Source organism: Cupriavidus sp. PB-02 (assembly GCF_058252315.1).
In genome coordinates, this window is record NZ_CM177694.1 from 2,043,311 (window position 1) to 2,064,117 (window position 20,807).

Annotated in this window: 11 protein-coding genes; 8 read left to right on the plus strand and 3 right to left on the minus strand. The window is 63.2% G+C overall.

Annotated features, from left to right (window positions below; translation table 11 throughout):
* The first annotated feature begins 302 nt into the window (after window positions 1-302).
* The 8 genes from AC10V3_RS09805 (at window position 303) to AC10V3_RS09840 (ending at window position 14,549) form a co-directional block, all read left to right on the plus strand.
* Window positions 303-1,115, plus strand: a complete 813-nt coding sequence (locus tag AC10V3_RS09805; protein WP_022535049.1) for a phytanoyl-CoA dioxygenase family protein — start codon at window positions 303-305, stop codon at window positions 1,113-1,115.
* Between the two features lie 72 nt (window positions 1,116-1,187).
* Complete coding sequence (locus AC10V3_RS09810; RefSeq protein WP_022535050.1) at window positions 1,188-1,679, plus strand: hypothetical protein; 492 nt, start codon at window positions 1,188-1,190, stop codon at window positions 1,677-1,679.
* A 27-nt stretch (window positions 1,680-1,706) separates the two neighbouring features.
* Entirely contained in the window at window positions 1,707-2,417 is a 711-nt protein-coding gene (locus AC10V3_RS09815) for a hypothetical protein (protein WP_022535051.1), read from the plus strand.
* A gap of 8 nt (window positions 2,418-2,425) precedes the next feature.
* On the plus strand, window positions 2,426-3,481 hold the full coding sequence (locus AC10V3_RS09820) for a hypothetical protein (RefSeq protein WP_022535052.1): 1,056 nt from the start codon (window positions 2,426-2,428) through the stop codon (window positions 3,479-3,481).
* Between the two features lie 7 nt (window positions 3,482-3,488).
* Window positions 3,489-11,570 (plus strand): RHS repeat domain-containing protein, encoded by an 8,082-nt coding sequence (locus tag AC10V3_RS09825; protein ID WP_490923591.1) that lies wholly within the window; start codon window positions 3,489-3,491, stop codon window positions 11,568-11,570.
* Entirely contained in the window at window positions 11,567-12,502 is a 936-nt protein-coding gene (locus tag AC10V3_RS09830) for a hypothetical protein (protein ID WP_022535054.1), read from the plus strand. Before AC10V3_RS09825 ends, AC10V3_RS09830 begins: the two co-directional genes overlap by 4 nt.
* Before the next feature lie 62 nt (window positions 12,503-12,564).
* Window positions 12,565-13,380, plus strand: coding sequence for an acyltransferase domain-containing protein (locus AC10V3_RS09835; protein WP_041681049.1), 816 nt, complete (start codon window positions 12,565-12,567; stop codon window positions 13,378-13,380).
* Window positions 13,377-14,549, plus strand: coding sequence for a cytochrome P450 (locus tag AC10V3_RS09840; RefSeq protein ID WP_490923593.1), 1,173 nt, complete (start codon window positions 13,377-13,379; stop codon window positions 14,547-14,549). The genes AC10V3_RS09835 and AC10V3_RS09840 overlap by 4 nt, the downstream gene beginning before the upstream one ends.
* Window positions 14,550-14,576: 27 nt before the next feature.
* Here the strand turns inward: AC10V3_RS09840 and AC10V3_RS09845 are convergent, their stop codons facing one another.
* From AC10V3_RS09845 to AC10V3_RS09855, 3 genes are all read right to left on the minus strand, one after another.
* A complete protein-coding gene (locus tag AC10V3_RS09845; protein WP_022535057.1) occupies window positions 14,577-15,353 on the minus strand; it encodes a FecR domain-containing protein in 777 nt (258 codons plus the stop codon).
* On the minus strand, window positions 15,340-17,037 hold the full coding sequence (locus AC10V3_RS09850) for a CHASE2 domain-containing protein (protein WP_490923595.1): 1,698 nt from the start codon (window positions 17,035-17,037) through the stop codon (window positions 15,340-15,342). The genes AC10V3_RS09845 and AC10V3_RS09850 overlap by 14 nt, the downstream gene beginning before the upstream one ends.
* Before the next feature lie 101 nt (window positions 17,038-17,138).
* Window positions 17,139-20,780, minus strand: a complete 3,642-nt coding sequence (locus AC10V3_RS09855; RefSeq protein ID WP_454751941.1) for an eCIS core domain-containing protein — start codon at window positions 20,778-20,780, stop codon at window positions 17,139-17,141.
* Window positions 20,781-20,807 lie beyond the last annotated feature (27 nt).

The window sequence follows — 20,807 nt, forward strand, 5'->3', positions numbered from 1 at the left end:
GGAAAAGCTGACGTGAGCAACTTCTAATTGCTTGCCGGTCCGCACCATCTAGCATTCTGAGAACGCCCGTGCTCGGTGCACCGGATCCTGATCCTGACGCGGACAATTGCGGATTCTTTTTCTCCTTTTCGGCGCACTGTTTCATCGATGTAACGAAGTAACACCGCCGCAGATCTGATCTTGAAAGCCGTACGTTGCGCTTTGTTTTTGGCGCCATATAGTGACTCTGCCTGGCGAGATCAGCGTCTTCTTGACGCCCTGATTGCCGGACCAGTCAACCCAGGGTACCGTGGGAGCGCGACATGAGACGTGTATTCAAATCGGCAGAGCATAACGAAACGTTCCTCGACGAGGGGGCCGTTCTCGCGCAACTCCTGACTGAAGAGGAAGTGCGTGCATTGCAGCGCTTTTATTGGAATGAGGCGCCATCCTCGGAACTTGGGTTTCATGCGACGATGTTCAGTGACGATGCGGAATATCGCGCGCGCGTCGACGCAAAGATAAAAGAATATCTCGCTCCGCGTCTCGCAATGTTTCTCGATGACTATCGCTGTGTTGTCGGAAATTTTGTCGTTAAGGAGCATAGCCGTTCGGGAACCGAGGTTTCCCTGCATCAGGACTGGACCTTTGTCGATGAGCGCTTGATGCGCTCGGTCAATGTCTGGTGTCCTCTCATCGACACCGACGCCTCGAACGGCGGGCAATCGATCTTCAAAGGCAGCCACCGCATCGTCGACGTTCTGCGTGGGCCCTATTTTCCGAACCCCTTCGTGACGCTTGCCGAGACGATCGTGGAAAAGTATCTGATGGACGTTCCACTGCGCGCGGGACAGGCGATTATCTACGATCACGCGCTGGTCCATGCTACGCCACCGAACCGGAGCCGGCAGACGCGCGTCGCGGCGAACATGGTGCTGGTTCCCAGCGAGGCGCAACTGCTTCACTGCTATCTCGAGCAAGGCGCCCCACGCGCCAGGCCAGAGCTGTTCGCCGTCGACGACGAGTTTTTCCTTCACAACAAGATCGGCGATCGGCCAGGCGGACGCTTCCTCGGTTATGTCGATAACGCCATTCCGGCCATCGCCCTCGAACAGTTGCCGCTCGTCCCGGCGTGACGCAGTCCAGCCGGCTGTCGCACCCGGCTCACGGGCAAATATCCCAACGTTGCGACAAAGGAGTCGTACGCAATGACTAACGAGCAAATGGAAAATTTCCTCGCCATCGGCGAGCAGTTGGGGCATAGCCGATCCCACCTCCTGGCGCGCGGTTCACAGACTTCAACGGTAACGGTGACAAATATCGAGCAGCTCCGCGCCCTGGTGCGTCCGCGCAACCCGCAACATTTGCAGGACCGCGAAGCCGATATCAGCCAGCGTTCTGCGGGGAGGCCAAGGACGCTTGCGGAACACATCGAATCGTACCTGTACGGCCAGGGCGAGCTTTCCACCTCGCATGTGAACGCGGCGAACGCCGGACTGCCGGTGAACGTGCGCCTTGTGTCCGATGGACTCTTTACGATGCCGCACGGCGAAACCGTGATCGGACCCAGCGCCGATCCCACCGTCTGGAATTACGGAACGTTGAATTTCTACAGCGATTCCGTTCTGACGGTGAAGAACACGTACTTCACCCTTAACGTGCAGAACCTGGTGATGCAATACGTGGACCCCAAACAGTAGCCAGCACGGATTGAACGGGAGACTCATATGCCTACCTATGGAATCGGAATCATGGGCGCGGTTCAGAATCCGCCGCCCAAGCCCGCGAAACAACCCCAGGGAAATACGCCGCCGCAGGCAAAGGAAGGAAAGTGTGTCTGGGGTGATTCGCATTGCATGCAAGACGGGCAGAACGGCGGCGATGGTGCAATGGGCAACGCTGGAACGAACGGTACCAACGGCGTCCAGGGCCTTGGCGCGCTTACCGCGCAACTCAATATCACTACCCTGACAGGTTTCCTCGTCGTGGCGTCGCAAGGCGGTCCCGGGCAGGATGGCGGTCCGGGAGGGGATGGCGCCGATGGCGGAAATGGTGGTCAGGGCGGTAACGGACCCTCGTGCCAGGCCATCGGCTGTAGCGCGGGCAACGGTGGAAACGGGGCCAACGGCGCCGCCGGCGGGAATGGTGGCAACGGTGGCAATGGCGGCAACGCGCAGAAAGTCACAATCAACATCCCGTTGGCCGGGGGCGGCACGATTTCCACCAATCCGGTGGCCGGTATTGTCGGGCAAGGTGGTATCGGCGGCCTTGGAGGCAACGTCGGTGCGGGCGGCGAGCCAGGAACGCACGGGTACGGCGGGCACGACGGGAAGCGGGGTTCGCCGGGCACAACAGCGGGCGCGCGCGGAAATCCGGGCAATCCGGGCACCACGATGGGCAACATTGGCATCATTGCCATTGTGCCGCCTCGCAGCTGACTGCCGTCATGCCGGTGCTGGGTGCGATCCCGATGGCGCCTTACACGGACCGCATGTTTCGTGGGCTGTTCGGCGCCGTGGCATCACTTCTACCGGAGGGGGCAGTACATGCGCGCCAGGTCGCGGAGATCCTGCTCCATCATCCTCGGGTCGATGCCGAAGCGGCGCACCCGCGCTCCGATCTTAACGTCAACGGCTCGCCGCTTCAGTTGCTGTTGTCGGCCAGGCCGGCACGTTGGGAAGCCCGTCTTATCGCAGATCCGGCGTTCTATGAAGCGGATCCGCTGGTCCGTTGGCAAAAGAGCCTGGCGGCGCTGGAGGCAACGCTCCGCGCGACCGGCGCTGAAGGACTACGAGAACTGGTTCGACTGACGGTGGCGGCTGTCATACCGCAGGATGAGCCGGCGCTCCGCCAGTACCCGACCGGCATGATCCGCCTCGCTGCGGGACTCACTTCGCGCGGCGCCGCAGTCTATATGGGGGCGCCGCATCGGGTGGACCGCTGGGACGTGGCACGGAGATGGGCCGCTTGCGTGCTCGGCTCGGCGGATCCGGCACATGCGCTGATCGGTCGGCTTGAGCCGAATGCGGCAGTCTTCGGCATGGGTGTGGAAGGGGTGAGCCTGCCGCACGCGCGGGCGAAGCTGTACTGGCGCTTGCGGAAGTCCGTCCCGATCGACGCGTTCGACATGCCTTGGCTTGCCAGCCCGGCGATGACCCGCTTTCTCGCCGCGGTACTTGGCGACGGGAGCATACCCCTGAACGCGCTCACGTTCTCCGCTGCGTTTGACGTCGCGGATGGCACGCTGACGGATGTAAAGGCCGATGTGTGCGTCGCGAACGCAGGTCTCGGCCTGCGCGATGCGCTGCATTGTGTCAACGAGCAAGCCGCACTGCTCGGCCTGTCGCCTCGGCCGCTCGACCGATGCAGTGAAGTTCTCGAGCAACATCACGTCGATATCGGCTGTCTGGGGCTGGGTAGCGACAGTCGCGGCACGCACCGCCTCAATATTTACCTGCACCAGCGATACCCGGCCCCCAGGATTCCTCGAACTGACAGGTAGTGACGCCATGAGCATCGAAACATCAGCCAATCCCATCGGCGTCGAGGAAGAATCGACCGTCCCGGAGCTACGGACGTTCCAGACGCTCGATAGTTCGATCGGACGCATTTCCGAGAACGTCAATCTGTTTCGCGGCGACGTGACCCTTTCGCTGGCATTGCTTACGCTCGCGAATCGAGGCGGACTGGAGGTGGATGTCAGCCTGAACTACCAGAGCGACATTCTTTGGGAGGTCAGTACATGGAATCTCGAAAGTCCGACGTCCATCGTTGGCCTGGGCTGGCAGCTGCCCTACGAGATGATTCAGCTCGACATCCATAACTCGGTCTCGCCATTCGACGACGCGTACTACCTCAGCAGCACTGACGGATCGCAAAGCCAGCTCCGTCTGACGTCGCAGACGGTCGATGTGTGGACCTTCGAAGCGGAAGATTTCGACTTCTCGACCATTGTTTACTATCCGAAGAAGGAGATCTGGAAGATCACGGATGCGTCCGGCCTCACTCGCATCTATGGTGCTGACGTTTCCGCGGGCGATAGTCCGGCAGCGTTGCGCAATGCGATCAAGTGGGGCGGGGTGGACGGCAACTGGACAGACAGCAGCGTCCAGCTGGGGCAAAGCAATTTCCCGATCAGCTGGAATCTTGCCCGTGTGCGCAATCAATGGGGTGACGAGATCCAGTTCACCTACTCGCAGTTTCCCGACGATGCGATCCAGATCGGCGGCCCCGGCGGGAACTACTTCACTCGCGCCTCCTATCTGACCAGGATCACCGATCCCGCGGGACGCATCGTCACGTTCAACTACGCGGCCAAGACCTACAACGACACGATCCGCGAATACGAGGCGCCTCACGTCAGTCCCAACCCGGCGGGACCTTTCGCGTTCCAGGACCGCTATGAAACACGGTTCCTCGACAGCATCGACGTCAGCCAGAAGACCGCGGGTGTCGTGCGTGACCTGTTTGCGATTCGCCTTGCCTACCTTGTTGAGAATCTCGCCGATCCGGCGACACCGGGGGACAAGCGCTACCTGTACAAGCGGTATCTCGCTGGCATTACCACGGTGAATGCCGATGGCAAGATCCTGCCCGGTTTGCAGTTCACGTATTACGACGGCTCCCACGCGGCGGGGGACAATGCGGCGGTCCATCGTGGCGCGATCGAGAGCATCACTTTTCCAGATGGCGGCGTTGCGACCTACAAGTACACCTGGCAGCCGGTGAGCAGCACCTCGCTCGACTGCACCATGCAGAGTTCGGACCCGAACTGGATAGCGGGCGTCCCGCGCTTCTGGTTCGCGCCGGACTATCTGGTCATCACTTACTACGACGAAGTCAATTCAAACAAGCTGACCGTTGCCGTCTACGACTGGAACGGTCAGTGGCTGGTCTCCAAGCCCGTCGTCACGAATCTTCCCTACAGCCTCGACCTGGATTCGCTTCAGGTCGTTCTGCAGCAGGAGAATTTCACGGTGTCGTACCGCCTGACTGGCGCCGGCACGAACGGCGTACTTCAGACCTACGCCGTACGCCGCGCCTTCGGCCAGTACGGGCGATGGGAAGCCGTGCAGTTGACGATGCCGGATCTGCTCGCGCCCGATGCGTCGTATCAGGTGGTCACCGGCAATGGATTCGTTGTCGCCGCCGCCATGGGTGTCTCGGAGCTCTATCGGTACACCTGGAATCCGCGCTCGAAGCAGTGGGTGTCCAATCCGCTATATATCTCCACGGTACTCGCCGGCGAATGGACGCTCGGCGCGGCGAACAACTTCTTCACGGTCTGCCAGTATCAGCCCGGCGCACCGCTATCGTTGTCGTTCTACTACTACGACGTGGCGACGCTCGCATGGAACGACAATCTTCCTCCGCTCGACAGTCTTCCAACCTATGTCTGGCAGAAGGACCTGCCGAAGCTCTCGTGGAGCCTTTCCGATACCTTTGCGACTGCCACGTTCATCACGAGTGCGAACTCCGTTCAGGAGACCTTCAACTACGAAGTCCGCATCTATCCGTGGGACATCCGTTTTCAGGCTTTGCCGTCACCGAATCCGATCGTCGGCACGAATATTCCAGCGAGCACGCTGGAGCCGGTTGCGGTTTCGCTGGCCGACGGCAGCATGATTGGCAATGTGGGCAATCTGCGCCGGTTTGACGGCATCAGCTGGAATTCGGGCACGCTCGGGCAATTCGGTTCTGGCACGGACGTTGCGCAGTTTGCGTTTGGGGACGATCTGGCGGTCGGCATCAGCTCGGTCCGGGGCGTAATCGGCGTTTACAACTCCTACCAGGGCACGTTCACTCAAGTCTCGGTCGCCGCGGGATCAGGCGGGCCGGCTGCGCCGACCATCAACGCACCCTATGTGACGGTGCGCAACCTGATCTATCAGCAGATGCCAACCGGCGACCTCAGGCTGCTGAATGAGCAACTGCCGCTGGATGCCGTGTCGATCTCGAATCAGGCGCCGCTGTTTCTCGCCTATGGGCGGGCCGACGGCAGTTCGTTCGTGTGGACGATGAAGAACGGCGTGCTGGCTGCGAATCCTGTACAGGTGCAAGGCAGCATCTTCCCGAGCAACGATGGGGCGGGTACGGACCTGACCGGAGCCTTTGCCTTCGCCACGTTCACCGGCGTGTCATTCAACTCGCCCAGCAGCATTACGCTGCACCGGGTGTTGTTCCAGTCGTATCGCGGGCCGATGTACAGCTTCGTGGTGTCGTCGGTCGAAGTGACCGATGGCATGGGTGTCACATCGGGGTCCGTATTCGATTACAACACCCCGGGGGCAACCGGAACAGTCAGTCCCTATGGCCTGTCGACACAGTTTTCCTGCGTGAAGGCGGCGATGGGCACGACGCAGGCAGGCACCGCTCCGTTTGGCTATTCGATATACCGCTACTTCGACGGCATGAGTCCGCATCCGGATTCGGATGCCACCCTGTATTCGATGCTGAACGGCCTGCTGCGGGAAGTCGACGGCTACGACAGTCGGGGCAATCAGGTGGCGCGTACCTGCAGAAGCTGGGACGTCGTCCGGACCGCCGTCAACGCTGCGACAGGAGCGACCGTCAATCTCATCGGCGGTTACGTACGGATGCGTCAGTCGATGGAAACCATTTTCGACGTCAATCCGATGTCATTGCCGGCGCAGCCGCCGCTGGATGTACCCACGACGCTCATCTATAACGACGCAAACGGCCAGCCGCGCACGAAGCAGACCCAATACTACGACGGGACGCTGGGCCAGCTTGTCCAGGTTCAGGAGAGCTACACGTTTGCCTATGAGAAGTATCCGGCGCTGGCCGCGCCGGAAGTCAATCAGATTGCACCGTCGGTCCTCAAGACCGTCACCGTCGGCAACACGGTGACGCAGATCGAAGCGACGACGTGGAGTACTGCGAATCCGGGTTCGACCTGGGCGCCCTACCGGCGGTACCGCGCATTATCGGCCAGCGCGACCTTCACGCCGGACAACTGGAACAACACCACCGACCCCGATCCCCTCGCATGGCGCAGGATGTGGCAGATCACCGCCCGAGACAGGCGGGGAGTGATTGCAGAATACATCGCGGCAGACGGGCGCTCCAACTCGGTGATCACCGATACCTCGCAGGAGCTGGTGCTCGCGGTGGCGGGCAACGCGAGCGTCACGAAACAGCAGGTTCTCTCTCTGGGATTCGAGGTCTATGAGGACTTGACCGGGTGGACGCTGGCAGGTAGCGCATCCAATCTGCCAGGCGCGATCCAGGCCGACGATTCGTTCACAGGATCCCGCGCCCTGGTCATGGGCGGGTCGGGTGTCGCCAACTCTTCGCCGCTGGCACGGACCCTGACCGTCACGGAAGCCGTGGGCCGTCAATATGTCCTCACCTGCTGGTTCAAGACGCCAGCCGGATTTGGAGAGCTTCCGGGTGTCGCCAACTGGACCATTACCGGCACGGCAGCGGGAACCGTGACGGCAGATGTCCCCGACACGGAAGGCGCATGGCAAGCGTTCTGCGTGCTGTTCGATCTGGCGGCCAATGTTTCGCCACAGAGCATCGCGCTGACGCTGACCAATACCAAAGCGGCAGCAGTCAAAGTCGACGATCTGCGCTTCTCGCCATCCCGCGCCGGATTTACAGCGAATGTCTATAGCCCGTCGTGGCTCGTGACGACAGCGTCCATGGAGAGCTCCAGCCGGACGACCCGAACCGTGCGTGGCGACTTTGAGGAGCTGCTTGCCTATGTTGACGCCGAGGAATCGATCGGCACGATCACGGATTCCTATCTCTCGCGCAGGGGAAACCTCGGCAGGTTCTCGGCCGTGGATCCGAACGCCAGGCTGACGATTACGCCGCGTGAGTTTGCCTTCTATCAGAGCTTCAACATCGGAGATATTTTCGAAGGGGACTGGAGCAGCACCGCGCAAGCCAAATGGGCAACGGGAAGCGGGAAGCTGATCCACAGCGCCGGCGCACGCGACAGCATCTCCTATACCGGCTATCCGGAAGCGGCGGCAGGCATCAATGCCTTCGGCGCTTCGATACGGGGAACGCCGTCAGGCGCGGTGACGGCTGCCACCGGAATCGAAATTAGCGCAGGGTTCCAGATTGCGTGGAGTCCGCAAGCGGCTGGGTGGACGTTGACGGATAGCGCGTCGAACACCACGGTGACGGCGAGCGTTCGCACCTTGCTCGATGTGTCGTTTGCCACGTACGCCGCCAATCTGAACGCCAGCGTGCTGCCAACTGATTTCCCGTCGCTTTTCTCGGCTGCCGGATTGCCGCTTGCACCGCTGTCCACCGTCACGGCGGTCGCGGCCAATGCCCAATGGCGCGTCAGTGACTCCGCGAGCGCGCTGATCTATTACCTGGTGCGTTCGCCATCGGACAACACGAAGATTCAGGTCGTGGCGTTTCCGCGGCAGTGGACCGTGGTGGTGGTGGACAAGAATATTGCGTTCTTCGCCGATGGCGGTCGCGTGTTGAGTTATCGCGCCCCGACCGCGCCGGAGCGCAGCTTCACGCTGTTCGCGACAGACGCGATTGGCTTCGATAACGCGCTCTTTTTCGCGGGTCACGAGGTGCAGCTCAGCTACCTGGATGGTGATGCCCGGGTCCGGCAGGAACTGGTCGTCTCGGGCACGCAGACGGCGCCAAACCAGTGGACCGCGAAGGCCACGATCTACGATGCGCTGGGACGCGACGCCATCCATACCCAGGGCGCGACGCTGACGCCGACTGCAGCGACCTGGGGCGGCTACGAAGCGGACCTTGCCAGCTTCGACTGGCCGTCGATGAGGATCACCGGGCTGGTGAAGACGGACAACCCGCAGTCCGGCGACTATCCATACTGGCGCACGCGCTACGAAGACTCTCCGCTCGGACGCAAGGCGGAACTGGGCCTGCCCGGAAATGACTATGCGATCAATCCGGGCAACGTGCCCGCGCATACGGCGCGCTTCTATTACGGGCTAAACAACGGCACGCTGGGATACGCAGCGGGAAAATACACGCACGCCACGACGGTCGACCCGAATGGCACGACAGGCGTCGAGTTGACGGACGAACGACAGTCGACCGTCGCGAAGGCGGTGCTGACGAATCCGGGGGCCGCCAATCCGCAGTGGAACGCCACCAAGCAACAATTCGATGCATTCGCCAATCTCGTCACCGCCACCAGTCCGATGGGGTGGAGCGATACCTTCACCTACGACTATCTCGGCAATGCAATCACAGCCAACCGGGCCAATGAAGGCCAGACGCGGTCGATGTATGACTCGGCGGGGCGCCTGCGATTCCAGATGGATGCACGGGGAGCGGCAGCATCTTCTCCCTATATCAAGTACTGGAAATACGATGCGCTCTCGCGCGTCTTCGAGGAAGGATGCAGCATACAGACGTGGCCCGGTACGCTGCCACAGCACGTAAACGACCAGGGCTTTCCGGCGGCGACACCGTCCAACCAGTATGGGTACGACTTCGAAGTCAACGAGGGGAATTCACCTGCGTCGATGATCGCCGCTGGCAAACTGACGCAGATCGTCAGCGCCAATGAAGTGGCCGTGCCGGGGACGACAGATCCATTCTCGGCGACGGAATGCCTCTATTACGATATCTGGGCGGAGGTCATCCAGCATTCGATTTCGTTTGCCGGCAACGCGACCCCCTACATAACGAACTACTCGTTCAATTATCAAGGCGAAGTCATCGAGATTGCGTATCCGGGTCCAACCGCGATGGCGGTGCAGTATGAGCTGGATTCGATCGGGCGTGTCGCGTCGATCGGCGTCGATGGCAACCGGTGCGTCGCGTACACCTACGACCAGAACGGAAAGGCCGCCACGGAAACGATGTTTTCTTCCGCTGGTCAGCAAGTGGGGGCAACGCGAGCGCTGGAGTATGCGCCACCGGGATGGCTGTCAGACACCGCCGGCACGGCGTTCACGGAGACAACGGTTTATGCACCGGCGAACGAAGGGGCGCCCGGATACTTCGATGGCTCGCCGACCCAGATCATCACCGCACCGCGCGGTTCCCGCGGTCAAATCACGGCCAGCTACACCTACGATCCACAGGGACGTGTTCAATCGGCGCAGTTCAATGCAGGTACGGCAAACTCCTTCAACTACGACGCGAATGGCAATATCAAGCAGGTCGGGGCGGCCACCAACTCCTATCTGAGCGCGACGAAAGACCTGGTGCAGTCGACGCAGGCGCCTGGAAGCCAGCGGACGTACCGGTACGATCCCGCCGGCGAACTGAACGCCCGCATCTCCAGCGATACCCCGGCCGTCGGTCTTGCGCTCTCGTGGGATGGCTTCCGCGGCCTCCCGCTGCAAGCGGTGGTTGGCCCGGCTGGCACGCAATCGACCGTGAATGTCCGATATGGCCATCGCGGACGCCGTGTGCTGAAGACGGTCGCAGTGAACGGGAATGCGGCGAGCACGCTCTACTACCTGCGCGGTGCAGGCGACGATGCGCTGGTCGAAGTCAGTTCGTCGGGGGCAGTTAATCAGTATGTCGTGGGACCCGCCGGGCTGGTTCACTTCCGGCAGGACGGCACGGAGTTTTTTGTATCGAGGGACCGGCTCGGCTCGGTTCGAGCGGTGCTGGATCCGTCGGCTAATCTTGTCACCGGACGCGACTACCTGCCGTATGGATTGGACAATGGCGCCGCCCTCGGCACCAATCCGGACATCCTGCGCTATCGGTATCTGGCCCGCGAACTGGAGGAGACTGGACTCTATGACTTCCGCGCCCGACTGTATGACGCGCTGCAGGCGCGGTTCATGTCGCCCGATCCGCAGCGGCAGTACCTCAGCCCCTACCTCTATGCGGGCAACAATCCCTTGCTGCTGTCGGACCCGAACGGTAGCTTCGCGTTTATACCGCTGATACTGGCTTTCCTCGCGGAGGCTGCGGAAATCATCGAGGCGATGACGGTGATCGGTGCCGGCGTCGGGCTCGTGACCGGTGTCGTGCAGGGCGCGGAAGCCATCGCGCAGAACGATCTCAGTGGCGCGGAAGCAGCGGGGGTATTCTTTGGCTCCGTGGTGCTCAGTACCATCGGTGGCGGCCTGAGCGGTGGCGCGGGGGCGGTGACGGGTGCACTGGTTGAGGGCGTCACGCTGGCCTCGGCCGCGGCGATCGCCGCGGGCGTCGTGACACAGGCCGCGCTTGCCTCCGCCCAGTCGGCCGCGCAAGCGGCACTGGTGGGTGACGATCCTGGCGACGCAGCCTGGAAAAACGCTATCGCCGGCGGAACATCGTTCCTTGCCGGCAGCCTGGTGACCGCGGGTGTCAGCACCGCGCTTGAACGAGCCGCTTTCGCGGCAACCTGGAAGGGGACCACCAAGAGCGTGATCACCGGGGCGACGTCCGGGGCGGCGGGGGGCGTGGTCGGCAGCAGCGTGACATCGGCGCTCAACGATGCGGATGCCAACGTCGCACTCTCCGACGTGTTGCAGGGCATTGCCTTTGGCGTACTGGGAGGCGTCTTTCCGGAAGTGGTCGCCTACAAGCTTGAAAAGCGGAACTTCCTTATCCAGCAACGGACACAGGCCGCACAACGGCTGGAGTCCAACATCGACCTCTACCCATTATGATCAGCGCCTGCGAGGCTGCCATCGACAGTGGCGTCGCCTTCCTGCGCGGACGGCAGCGCGAGTGGGGCGAGTTTGCCTGCCACAAGTTCACCAATGCGCAATTGCGCGGGGAGGGTCGCCTCGATTCCTCGCCGTTCGCCACGACGCTGGTGCTGCACGCGTTGAGCTTCGTCAGGCACGCCTCGATTGATGAGATGCGATCGAAGGCGATCGGCTTCCTGCTCGATGAACGGGAAGAGCCGGGCGTCTGGCGCTACTGGTCCTCCCGTAACGGCGCACCCATCGACCCCGATCTCGATGACACCTGCTGCGCTTCCTTTGCACTGAGGCAGGCGGGCGTCGACGCGCAAGGGCTGACGTCCAATGTCCGCTGCATTCTTGACAACCGCCATGGCAGCGGCCTGTTCAAGACGTGGCTGCGCAACGCCGACGCCGACAACGATGTCGACGGCGCGGTGAATGCGAATGTCCTGCTGTATCTCGGCGAACGTCAGGAGACGATGGCGGCGCGCGATATCGTCATCGAAGCCATCCTTGCGGATCGCGAAGATGAGGCATCGTGGTACTACACCAGCCCCTTGGCCCTCTACTACATGGTGTCCAGGGCATGCTTCCACGGCGTGACGGGCTTCCGCACATGCCGTGATGCGGTGATTGAAAAGACAAGGGTCTACGCGCGCGGTGCCTCCCAACAGCCGATGTCCGTAGCGCTTGCACTCTGCATCCTGGCGAACTACGGCGTGCCGGACGGGGGTATCGCGGCAGGTATCGGATTGCTCCTCCAGCAGCAAGACAAAAAGGGCGCATGGGCGAGATCGGCATTCTACAGAGGGCCTGAACCACCGGTAGCGCATTCGGTCTGGTGGGGCTCGGAAGAACTCAGCACGGCGCTGTGCGTCGAGGCGCTTGCACGCTCGGCGGTGGCACGATGACACGCACGGTGATTGCGTTCTCGGGATGCACGCCAATTCGGCGGGAGCCGATGCGATCCCTGATGCAACGCGAAGCGCGCTTCGCCGAAACGCTCGCGCGGTGCGATTCGATTCTCGTGGAAGAAGCCGGTTGGAGCATGCGGAAACTGTGGGAGCGGGATGGCGAAGTGACTGACCTGCCGAGAAATTTTCCGCTGATGGTCGCTTTCCAGATCGGCCTGTTTGAATTGCTGGTGCATCACGGTATCCGGCCCGATGCGGTGATCGGCATGAGTTGCGGCGAGGTATCCGCTGCCTATGCCACGGGCGCGATCGGACTTCGCGACGCGCTGCGAATCGCCGTGCATGGCGGGAAGTCGATGGAGCCCGTGGCCACGCAATGCCGCATGGCCCTGGTCTGGCTGCCTGCCGCAGCGTGTCGCGCAATGACGGATCGAATCAGCATCGCGGCGATCATGGCGCCGGAACTCACGGTTATCTCCGGTTTGAAAGAGGACGTGATGTCTGTCAGTCATCGATTGGCGGAAAGACGTGTACCTGTCCATCCTCTTCCCCTGCCATGGGGCGTTCACACGCCGCTGCTACCGCAGCGGCATCCGCCGTTCGAGGCATCTGTAGGGAAACTCGCCCCCGGTCCCGCACGATGCCAGGCGTTTTCGACTTCGGGGGGAGATTGGACGTCATTTGATTTCGATGCCGCACGATGGTGGCGCATGTTTCGGGCGCCGGTGCTGTTCGCACCCGGAATTCGCGCGTTCGCCGAGCGAGGAATCACGACATTCATAGAAGCGGGGCCGTCTTCGACGCTCGATTCGCTGTTGCCGCGATTGGGGGCATCGGCGGTTTCATTCACGGATGCGTTGGCGGTGGGCTCATGATGACGGCGCAATCGCTTCGCACATTGCCCGCTCCTTACCGGGAGTACGCCAGGCTGCGGCGAGAGATGCCGGTCTTCCATGATGCTGAAGCCGACGTCTGGATCGTCAGCCGGTTTGATGATGTGCGGACCGTGCTGCGGGAACATCGGCATTTCAGCTCCTGTGTTCTCGGTCAGGACAGTTTTGAGATCCGGTCGCCAGCAGACGGCTCTATCCTGCCGAATGATGAGACGCTCCTGGCATCCGATCCCCCTCGGCATGATGCATTGCGAATGCACGTCGGACGGCTGTTTGCACCGAACCGGATTGCGGCGTGCGAGGCGGCTGCTTGTCGTGAACTGGATTGCGTTGTCGGGAAGCTTGTGCAGGGCGATCGATTCGAGATAGTGCAGGATGTCTGCAAACCGGTTGTCGCTGCCGTGATGGCCTCGGTCTTCGGCCTCGACACGCGCTGGCGTGCATGCGTCGCACAATGGCTGCAAGTCAGCGGCCAGTGCAATGCGCGTTCCCGGCCCGCATCGCTCAAGGCAAGGTTTGACGCCATGCTCGACGAGATATGGCGCGCCGCGGTGCATTGTCCCGATGCCGGCCTGGGTACTTTCATGGCGGCCTGTCACCGTGGCGAAGTCGATGCTCGGCACGTACTGGACCTGACGGTTACGCTGTTGAAAGGCGGGGCGGATACGACGACTTACCTGGTCGGAAATGTTCTGGCGCTGCTGGCGGAGCAACCCTGCCTGGTGTCCGACATACGCCGCGATGCGGCGTTGATTCCCGCGCTGATCGAGGCATCGCTGCGGCGTGATTCGCCGGTGCAGCTGACGGTCCGGGTGACGACTGCCGAGGTTGAGCTGGCCGGACACCGCATTCCCGCAAACTCGCGCGTGATGCTGTTGCTCGGTTCCGCCAATCGCGACGAGGCAGTGTTCGGAAGCGAGGACGAAATTCATCTTGACCGGAGGGCGAAGTCCCATCTCGCCTTCGGGGCGGGTCCGCATCGATGCCCGGGCGTGGCGCTGGCAAGGATGCAGGGCAGGGTGATTGTTCAGGCGCTGATGACACGGCTACCCGCTTTCAGGTTGGTGCCGGAGAATGCCCGGGAGGTTGAGCTCAGAGCCCTGCGTGGCTTCGATCGCATGGACGCGGAATTCCTGGCTTTGCCGCAGTAAGCCCTTACTGCGACACAACCCCTCTCACTATCGTCCCACGGCTGCCGGCGGTCTCGTCGACGTGCCGCCGGCCGGTTCATACTGCGGCTTTCCCACAGAGCCTGAATCTGTCCGCGATCCCGGGCCAGGCCACAAATTGATGCTGAAGCCGACCGGCGCTGGACGCGGCTTCCACAGCCGCTGCTCGGCTTCGTCGGCCCAGCGCGACAGGACACGTGCGTCCACGCGCTGCGGCGCAGGCGGAGCGCGATTTCCTGTGGCTGAAAGCGCAAGGTTCTCTGTGAGCGCAACGGGCAACCATGCTCCACTGACACCCGGTGCACAGAGCACCCGACCTTGACGAACATAGACGGTGACGGCCCCGGGTGCCGCCGTCTGATAGCCGCCAATCCGGCGCACGCCGTATTCCGTGCCCTCTACTGATGCCGACACCTCGTTGGTCACCACTTGGCCGCCACCCTCCTTGAGTATGCTCTTGATCCTGGCAAAGAGTTCGCCAACAAACAGCGTGATGGAACCCAGCTGCACTCGCGTTGCGCGATTGAGCATGACAGCGCTGCCATCGTCATAGTCGATGACCGCCTGGCCGCCAGCCGTGTCGATGCTGTCACCAGCGTAGACCTCCATGCCTGGCGTATTGGCGATCTTCCCTTGGCCCGGGCGTTCTACGGTGACTTCCGGATCGGCATAGAGCAGTATCCCGGTCCGCGGCAGTCCCAGGGCACAACCGGCAAGCAGGCTGACGGACAGCACGGTTGTGACGATAACAACAAGCGTGTTGGGACGCTGATCAGTTCCGGTCATGAGACCACCTCCGTTCCAGTGCCGCCAACGCCCACCAGGTCGCGACGAAGGCGGCGAGGTGATACAGGCTGTCCATCAGCAAGCGGAGCTTGCCATACAGCAACACCATGATGGCCAGGTAGGCGAGGCACGCCGCGGGCAGGACAAGCCAGTCAAGCCGCCGCGATTTGCCCACGCGCCACAGGCGATATGCAATGGCAGCGACGATCATCACGACCGACAACATCCATTGCACAAGGAATCCCACAGGCGTCACGATCGCGCCGGTCATGATGGCATTCACCGCATCGGCCTGGATCTCGAAGCCATAGCGCTCGGGCCCTTCCGGATCCAGGCGTGTTTGAAGCAGATCGAGCGAGTGCTCCGCGCCGACGACAATCACCTTGCCTCGCCACGTTCCGGCCGGGATCGGGGGATTTGCGAGCAAAGCCTCTGCGCGCACTCGCCTGCGCGGATCGCGCAGGCGTTCGCGATGTGACATGGGGAAATAGAAGCGCGCCATGACGGCATCAACCGGCTCGGCAGGGCACTCCTTGTCCGGGCGGTCGGATACCTCGCGCACTGAGAAGGGGACGGCTTTCTCGGCGTCGCCCACGCTCCACTGCAGCCACCTCTCCGAGGCAGGAATAGGTTCGATGCTCACTGCGCCATGGACGGCGTACAGTGCAAACGACCCGTAAACGCGCTTTCCCACCTGCATGGCGAGTGTGCCGAGGACGACCTTGTCGAGTTTCTGCCCGATACAGGTAAGCCCGAGCGCGGCGCCGGCATCGCCGAGTCCCGGAAGTGTGACCGGACTCCCGTCGGGGGCGAGCGCGTTGAAGCCAAACACCACCCGCGTGCCACGCTCACGCGCGGCACGCACGGCTCCGATCAGTGCGGCATCGGCAGGGCTTGCATCTTCCAACGTGATATCGAAGGCGATTGCTTTGACCTTCTGCTCCGTTGCCATGGCGATCAGGCGCGCGTACGCGGCGCGGCGTTCGGTGGCGAGGCGCCTCGTTTCGCCGGGGAGCGGCGCGATGCCAACGAGTAACAGGTCGTCCGAAAGCGCCGGCTCAAACAACACGTCGCCCACGAGCATGGTCCAGCTTGCGGTCCGCGTATCCAGGCCAAGCAGATCAAACAGGCTGACCCAGCCGAGACCGAGCACCGCCGCGCCGATTGCCACGGTCAGACCCACGCTTGCCTTGAGAAGGCGGAGCTTTTGCTTGACACGACTGAGGAAGTTGACCAGGCCGTCACCTTCCACCGCAACGGCAATTGCGGCAATGTCCCGATCGCGGGTGTCGCGCATCAGCGGCATCGTCTGCAAACGCGCGAACTGCGTGAGGTCGGCGGGCAATTCGCTGGCCGGGGGGAGTTGCACCCCGTCGATCAGGATGGGGATGACGCGCTTGTTCTGGCGGAGCGCCTCGGTCACTTCCCACCGGACGAAGTCGCTATTGGCATTCTCCGCCCGCTGCCTGAGTATGGTGAGCCATGCAGGGCCGACAACGGCCAGCACCACATCGTATTCCCTGAGTCTCTCCGACAGGATCCTCTGCCAGTCGGCGCCTGCGGGTATGTCCTGGACGTCGAGGAACACATGGTCCCGAGGAAACAAGTCAGCGAGGCGAATGCGCAGGAGCTCGCTCGTTGCGGAGCTATCCTCGCGCCGGTAGCTGATGAAAATATCAGGCATGGGGCGCGAGCCGGCTCACGCCGCAGCCCTTCGGCAGAGAGAGTGACGGCGTCACTCCCAGGAGCGCTGCGACGCCGTTCGTCCAGGACCACGCATTACGATCAGCAAGGCTTGTCATCGAAGCTGCCCTTGGTACCCCCGATCAGTTTCGGTTCCTGGAAGGTTTTCCACTCGGCAGGCAGCGAGCTCTTGTACGGGGGCAGGTGTCCACGAGCCTCGCGAGCGTGCAGGGCATCGCCTCGCGCAAGGAATTCCGCCTGAAAGAAGCGCATGAACGCCGCGTTTTCCTGCAAGGCGATCTCGAATATCGCCTGCCGCGACAGCAGGGAATCGCGTAGCTCGGGATGAGCGGCCGCCAGCCGCCGGAGTTCCATCAGCCTGGCGCGTATGCGCCGTGCCAGCCGGTCCTTGAGGGCCTGCACCTGGTTGAAGCAGTCGACCATGTGGTGCATCTCGTGGTTGAACGTATCGCCGCCGGGGGCTTCGCTGGGCGTGAACATCACGAATGCCACAGGGAAGGTAGTGACCGACAGCGCCACCGGCGATTGGAACCTCACGCCGCCCAACTGCTGGCTGGTGAACTGCGGCGTGGCGCGGAACGTGAACTCGTTGCGTGAGAACAGCCGCACACAGCCTTCAGTGCGCATCGTCGGGTCGACGCAGACCTGGTCGATGTTGACACCCGACACGGTGAAGTTGTAGCAGTACCGCTCCCGCTCCATGCTTACCTGCACATCGGGCCAGAACCCCGGGTCATAGTCGCCAGGATTGGTGCGCAACTGTTCCGCGCTGCGCTCCAGTTCCTGCTCTTCCCGTATCCGTGCCAGCAAGCCGATGCCATGTGACGGGGCAAAGGGGTTGGCGTCCCCCTGACTGGCGCGGCGGCGGCTGAAGGACGGCAGGGGGCGCAGCGCGGTCGGGATGCCCGCGCTGATGTCCGGCACGCCTGGTGCGGCCACCAGGTCGGGCCGCAGCCGAATGGTGAATTCCCGCCCCAGCTGCTCTCGTCCACCTTCGCCTACGCCTACGCGCTCATCGGCCGGCCCGGTCTCCTCGACCGTGGTGGCATGGCGGGCTGGCGTGTCCAGGATCAGGCGGCCGGAATTCCGATCGAAGCGCACCCGTACCATCAGCGGCCCGTCCAGGTGCAAGGCGATGCGCAAAGGCTCCAGTTCATCGGCTGCCTCACGCACGCGGCGGCGGATCTCTTCCAGGTCGGCCGCATTGGCGACGCTGCCGCGTGGGACCGGCGGCGACACACGCACCAGTCGCCAGGACGGGGGCATCTCGGCCGGTGTGGGGCCGGCGAGTTGCATCGGCGAGGCGTCGGTCAGCGGCGTGGTATCGATGTCGGACGCATAGCTGGCCTTGGCGCGGGTGCCGATCATGCCCAGGTCCATCGAGAATGTCACCTTGTGGCCCCGGATGAAATGCGTGGAGAAGCGATCCAGCGGCGCATCATCGCGGCGTGCGGCCACCCAGGTGTTGAAGGTGGTGCGCACCGTAGCCTGGGCCAGGTCGTTGCCCTGCTGGCGCAAATCCGTTCCCGGCGGCACCCGGCCACGCCGGCTGAAGTCGAGCAGCGTGAACGCCATCGAGGCGGCAGGAGAGTCCGACAGCCCGATCGTGGCCTGGCCGCTGCTGTCCAGCGTCGCCACCGTGGGCGGCATGAACCACGGTGGGGGTGCCAGGCCCCGCGGGGGACCGTCGCGTATCGGCGTGGGCACGGCAAGGTGGACAGCATCGCCGCTGACGTAGGTCACGACGGTCTCGTCTGCCACGATGGTTTGCAGGTAGCCAACCTGGTAGCGTGGGAACTGCGAGGCATCGCCGCTTGCCTGCACCGTTGCGTCAAGACGGAAGGCCCCCCGTGGCGAAGCGATCCGCACGACGTTCTGATCCGGGTCGACCTGCGCCTGGATCGGCGCGGCGCCACCTTCGGTGCGGCTGTCAGTGATGGCGAAGGTCAGCGGCACGGCGGGATGCGCCGGCTGGCGTTGCGGATCGATCGGGCCGGGCAAGGGCTGGTCAGGGCACCCGGTCGGGATATTGGCCAGCGGATCGCCCGTAGGCCGGCTCCACCAGGGCCGTGCCGGATCGACCATCTGGCTTGGGTCGAGCGGGTTGGGCGTACCAGGCGTCTCGCAGGGCGGAATGCCCGCCTGCTCGACGAAGAACAGCGCGGCCTGATGCAGGATTCCTGTGTTGCCCACCGGAACATTCAGGCTGTCATGGACGAAGTGATGGAAGCCGAGGTCGAGGATGCGTGCCATGGCGCATAGCACGGGGTCGCTCGATTCGGTGAACACGCCCGAGCCCAGCCAGATTTCGCGCAAGCCCTTGGGCACCGCCTGGCCCATGCGGTTCGGCTTGACGTCGTTGGGTGCCTCCCCTTGGAGCTTGATGGTCAGCCGGCTCACCATCTCGGCGGCATTGGGCATGCGGCCACAGGTCCAGCGCGACAGGTAGGCATCCGCGCCCAGCCGGTAATCACGCGCGGTGATCCGGGCCACGGCGCGGTCCACGATCGCGCGCGGCGTGGCCGGTGCGGGACCGCTTGGCGTGACCTGTCCGGCCGGCGCATAGGCCCCCACCAGCACAGTCTGGTTGTCGGCCGGATTGGGTCCGAAATCCGAGGTTTCACCCTGCGCCGCCAGTTCGATCTGCTGCGAAGGCACGCCCGCGTTCTGCAGTTCGCGCGCCGCCCGCTTCGCGCGATGACAGGACAGGTTGAGGTTGTAGCCGGCCTTGCCCACGGTGCTGGCATATCCATGCACCTTGAAGATGGAGTCGGCGCGCTGGCTGCGGGCGAAGCTGCGCAGGTTGTCGCTCTGCGCCTGGTCCTTGAAGACATCGGAGTCCAGGCAGAACTGGAAGTGCATACCGGCGATGCTTTCGGCGCTGGACGGGCAGGGCGGGTCCGGCTGCAGGTTGCCCAGGCCCGTCGGCACGGGCGGGCAGGCCGGTTCGCCGGTGCGCTCGCCGAACTCCGGTGGCGGCGTGGTCAGCGTGGTGGAGGGCTCGACCTGGCCGACATCGATATCGTCGTCGCTTTCACCCTCCATCTCGCCCTGCTGGCGTTGCACGATGTTCCTGCGCGCCACGCCGGCGCCCGCCGCGGACTGCTGCACCACATGGGTCAGTTCGTGGGCAAGCAGGTGCTGCCCCGCTGTGGTGCGCGGCGCGTACTGGCCACTGCCGAACACGATATCGCGGCCAACCGTGTAGGCCCTGGCGTTCACCTCGCGCGCCGAGCGATTGGCGGCGGCGTCGGCATGCACCCGTACCGTGGCAAAGTCCTGCCCGAAGCGCGGCTCGAAGAAGGCGCGCGCGCGGGCATCGAGCGCATGGCCGTGGGATCGCAGGACTTCGGCGACGCTTGCCGGCGCGTCCGCAGGCATGTTTAAGGCCCGACCGGCAGGCTTCCTTTGCACCTTCGCGTCGTCCTCGTCGATCTCCACGCCGCACCGTTCGCACTTGCGCTGCACGCTTGCGGCAGCTGGCCGGATGTTGCCCCGGGCAGGCTCCATGCGCATGACCCGATGCGCCATCTGGTCCGCCTCGCGCTCAAACACATCATCGGTGGGTCCGATCGTCAGGCCAGCAGCCTTTGCCTTGCAGCGCGGGCAGGAGCCGCCGCAGGCGCAGGCGGCCTTGCGCTGCAGCAGCGAGGCTGGCGCCTGGTGCGGCACCGGCACAGGTGCCGGCGCCGGCGCGGGTTTCCGCGTCGGTTGCCGGGACATTGCCGGCTTTGGTGCTGGATTTTGGCG

Bases quoted from the DNA above. Each gene is read 5' to 3' on its own strand.
- AC10V3_RS09825 (WP_490923591.1), top strand. From the start codon at position 3,489: ATGAGCATCGAAACATCAGCCAATCCCATCGGCGTCGAGGAAGAATCG.
- AC10V3_RS09835 (WP_041681049.1), top strand. From the start codon at position 12,565: ATGCAACGCGAAGCGCGCTTCGCCGAAACGCTCGCGCGGTGCGATTCG.
- AC10V3_RS09830 (WP_022535054.1), top strand. From the start codon at position 11,567: ATGATCAGCGCCTGCGAGGCTGCCATCGACAGTGGCGTCGCCTTCCTG.
- AC10V3_RS09805 (WP_022535049.1), top strand. From the start codon at position 303: ATGAGACGTGTATTCAAATCGGCAGAGCATAACGAAACGTTCCTCGAC.
- AC10V3_RS09815 (WP_022535051.1), top strand. From the start codon at position 1,707: ATGCCTACCTATGGAATCGGAATCATGGGCGCGGTTCAGAATCCGCCG.
- AC10V3_RS09850 (WP_490923595.1), bottom strand. From the start codon at position 17,037: ATGCCTGATATTTTCATCAGCTACCGGCGCGAGGATAGCTCCGCAACG.
- AC10V3_RS09810 (WP_022535050.1), top strand. From the start codon at position 1,188: ATGACTAACGAGCAAATGGAAAATTTCCTCGCCATCGGCGAGCAGTTG.
- AC10V3_RS09840 (WP_490923593.1), top strand. From the start codon at position 13,377: ATGATGACGGCGCAATCGCTTCGCACATTGCCCGCTCCTTACCGGGAG.
- AC10V3_RS09820 (WP_022535052.1), top strand. From the start codon at position 2,426: ATGCCGGTGCTGGGTGCGATCCCGATGGCGCCTTACACGGACCGCATG.
- AC10V3_RS09855 (WP_454751941.1), bottom strand. From the start codon at position 20,780: ATGTCCCGGCAACCGACGCGGAAACCCGCGCCGGCGCCGGCACCTGTG.
- AC10V3_RS09845 (WP_022535057.1), bottom strand. From the start codon at position 15,353: ATGACCGGAACTGATCAGCGTCCCAACACGCTTGTTGTTATCGTCACA.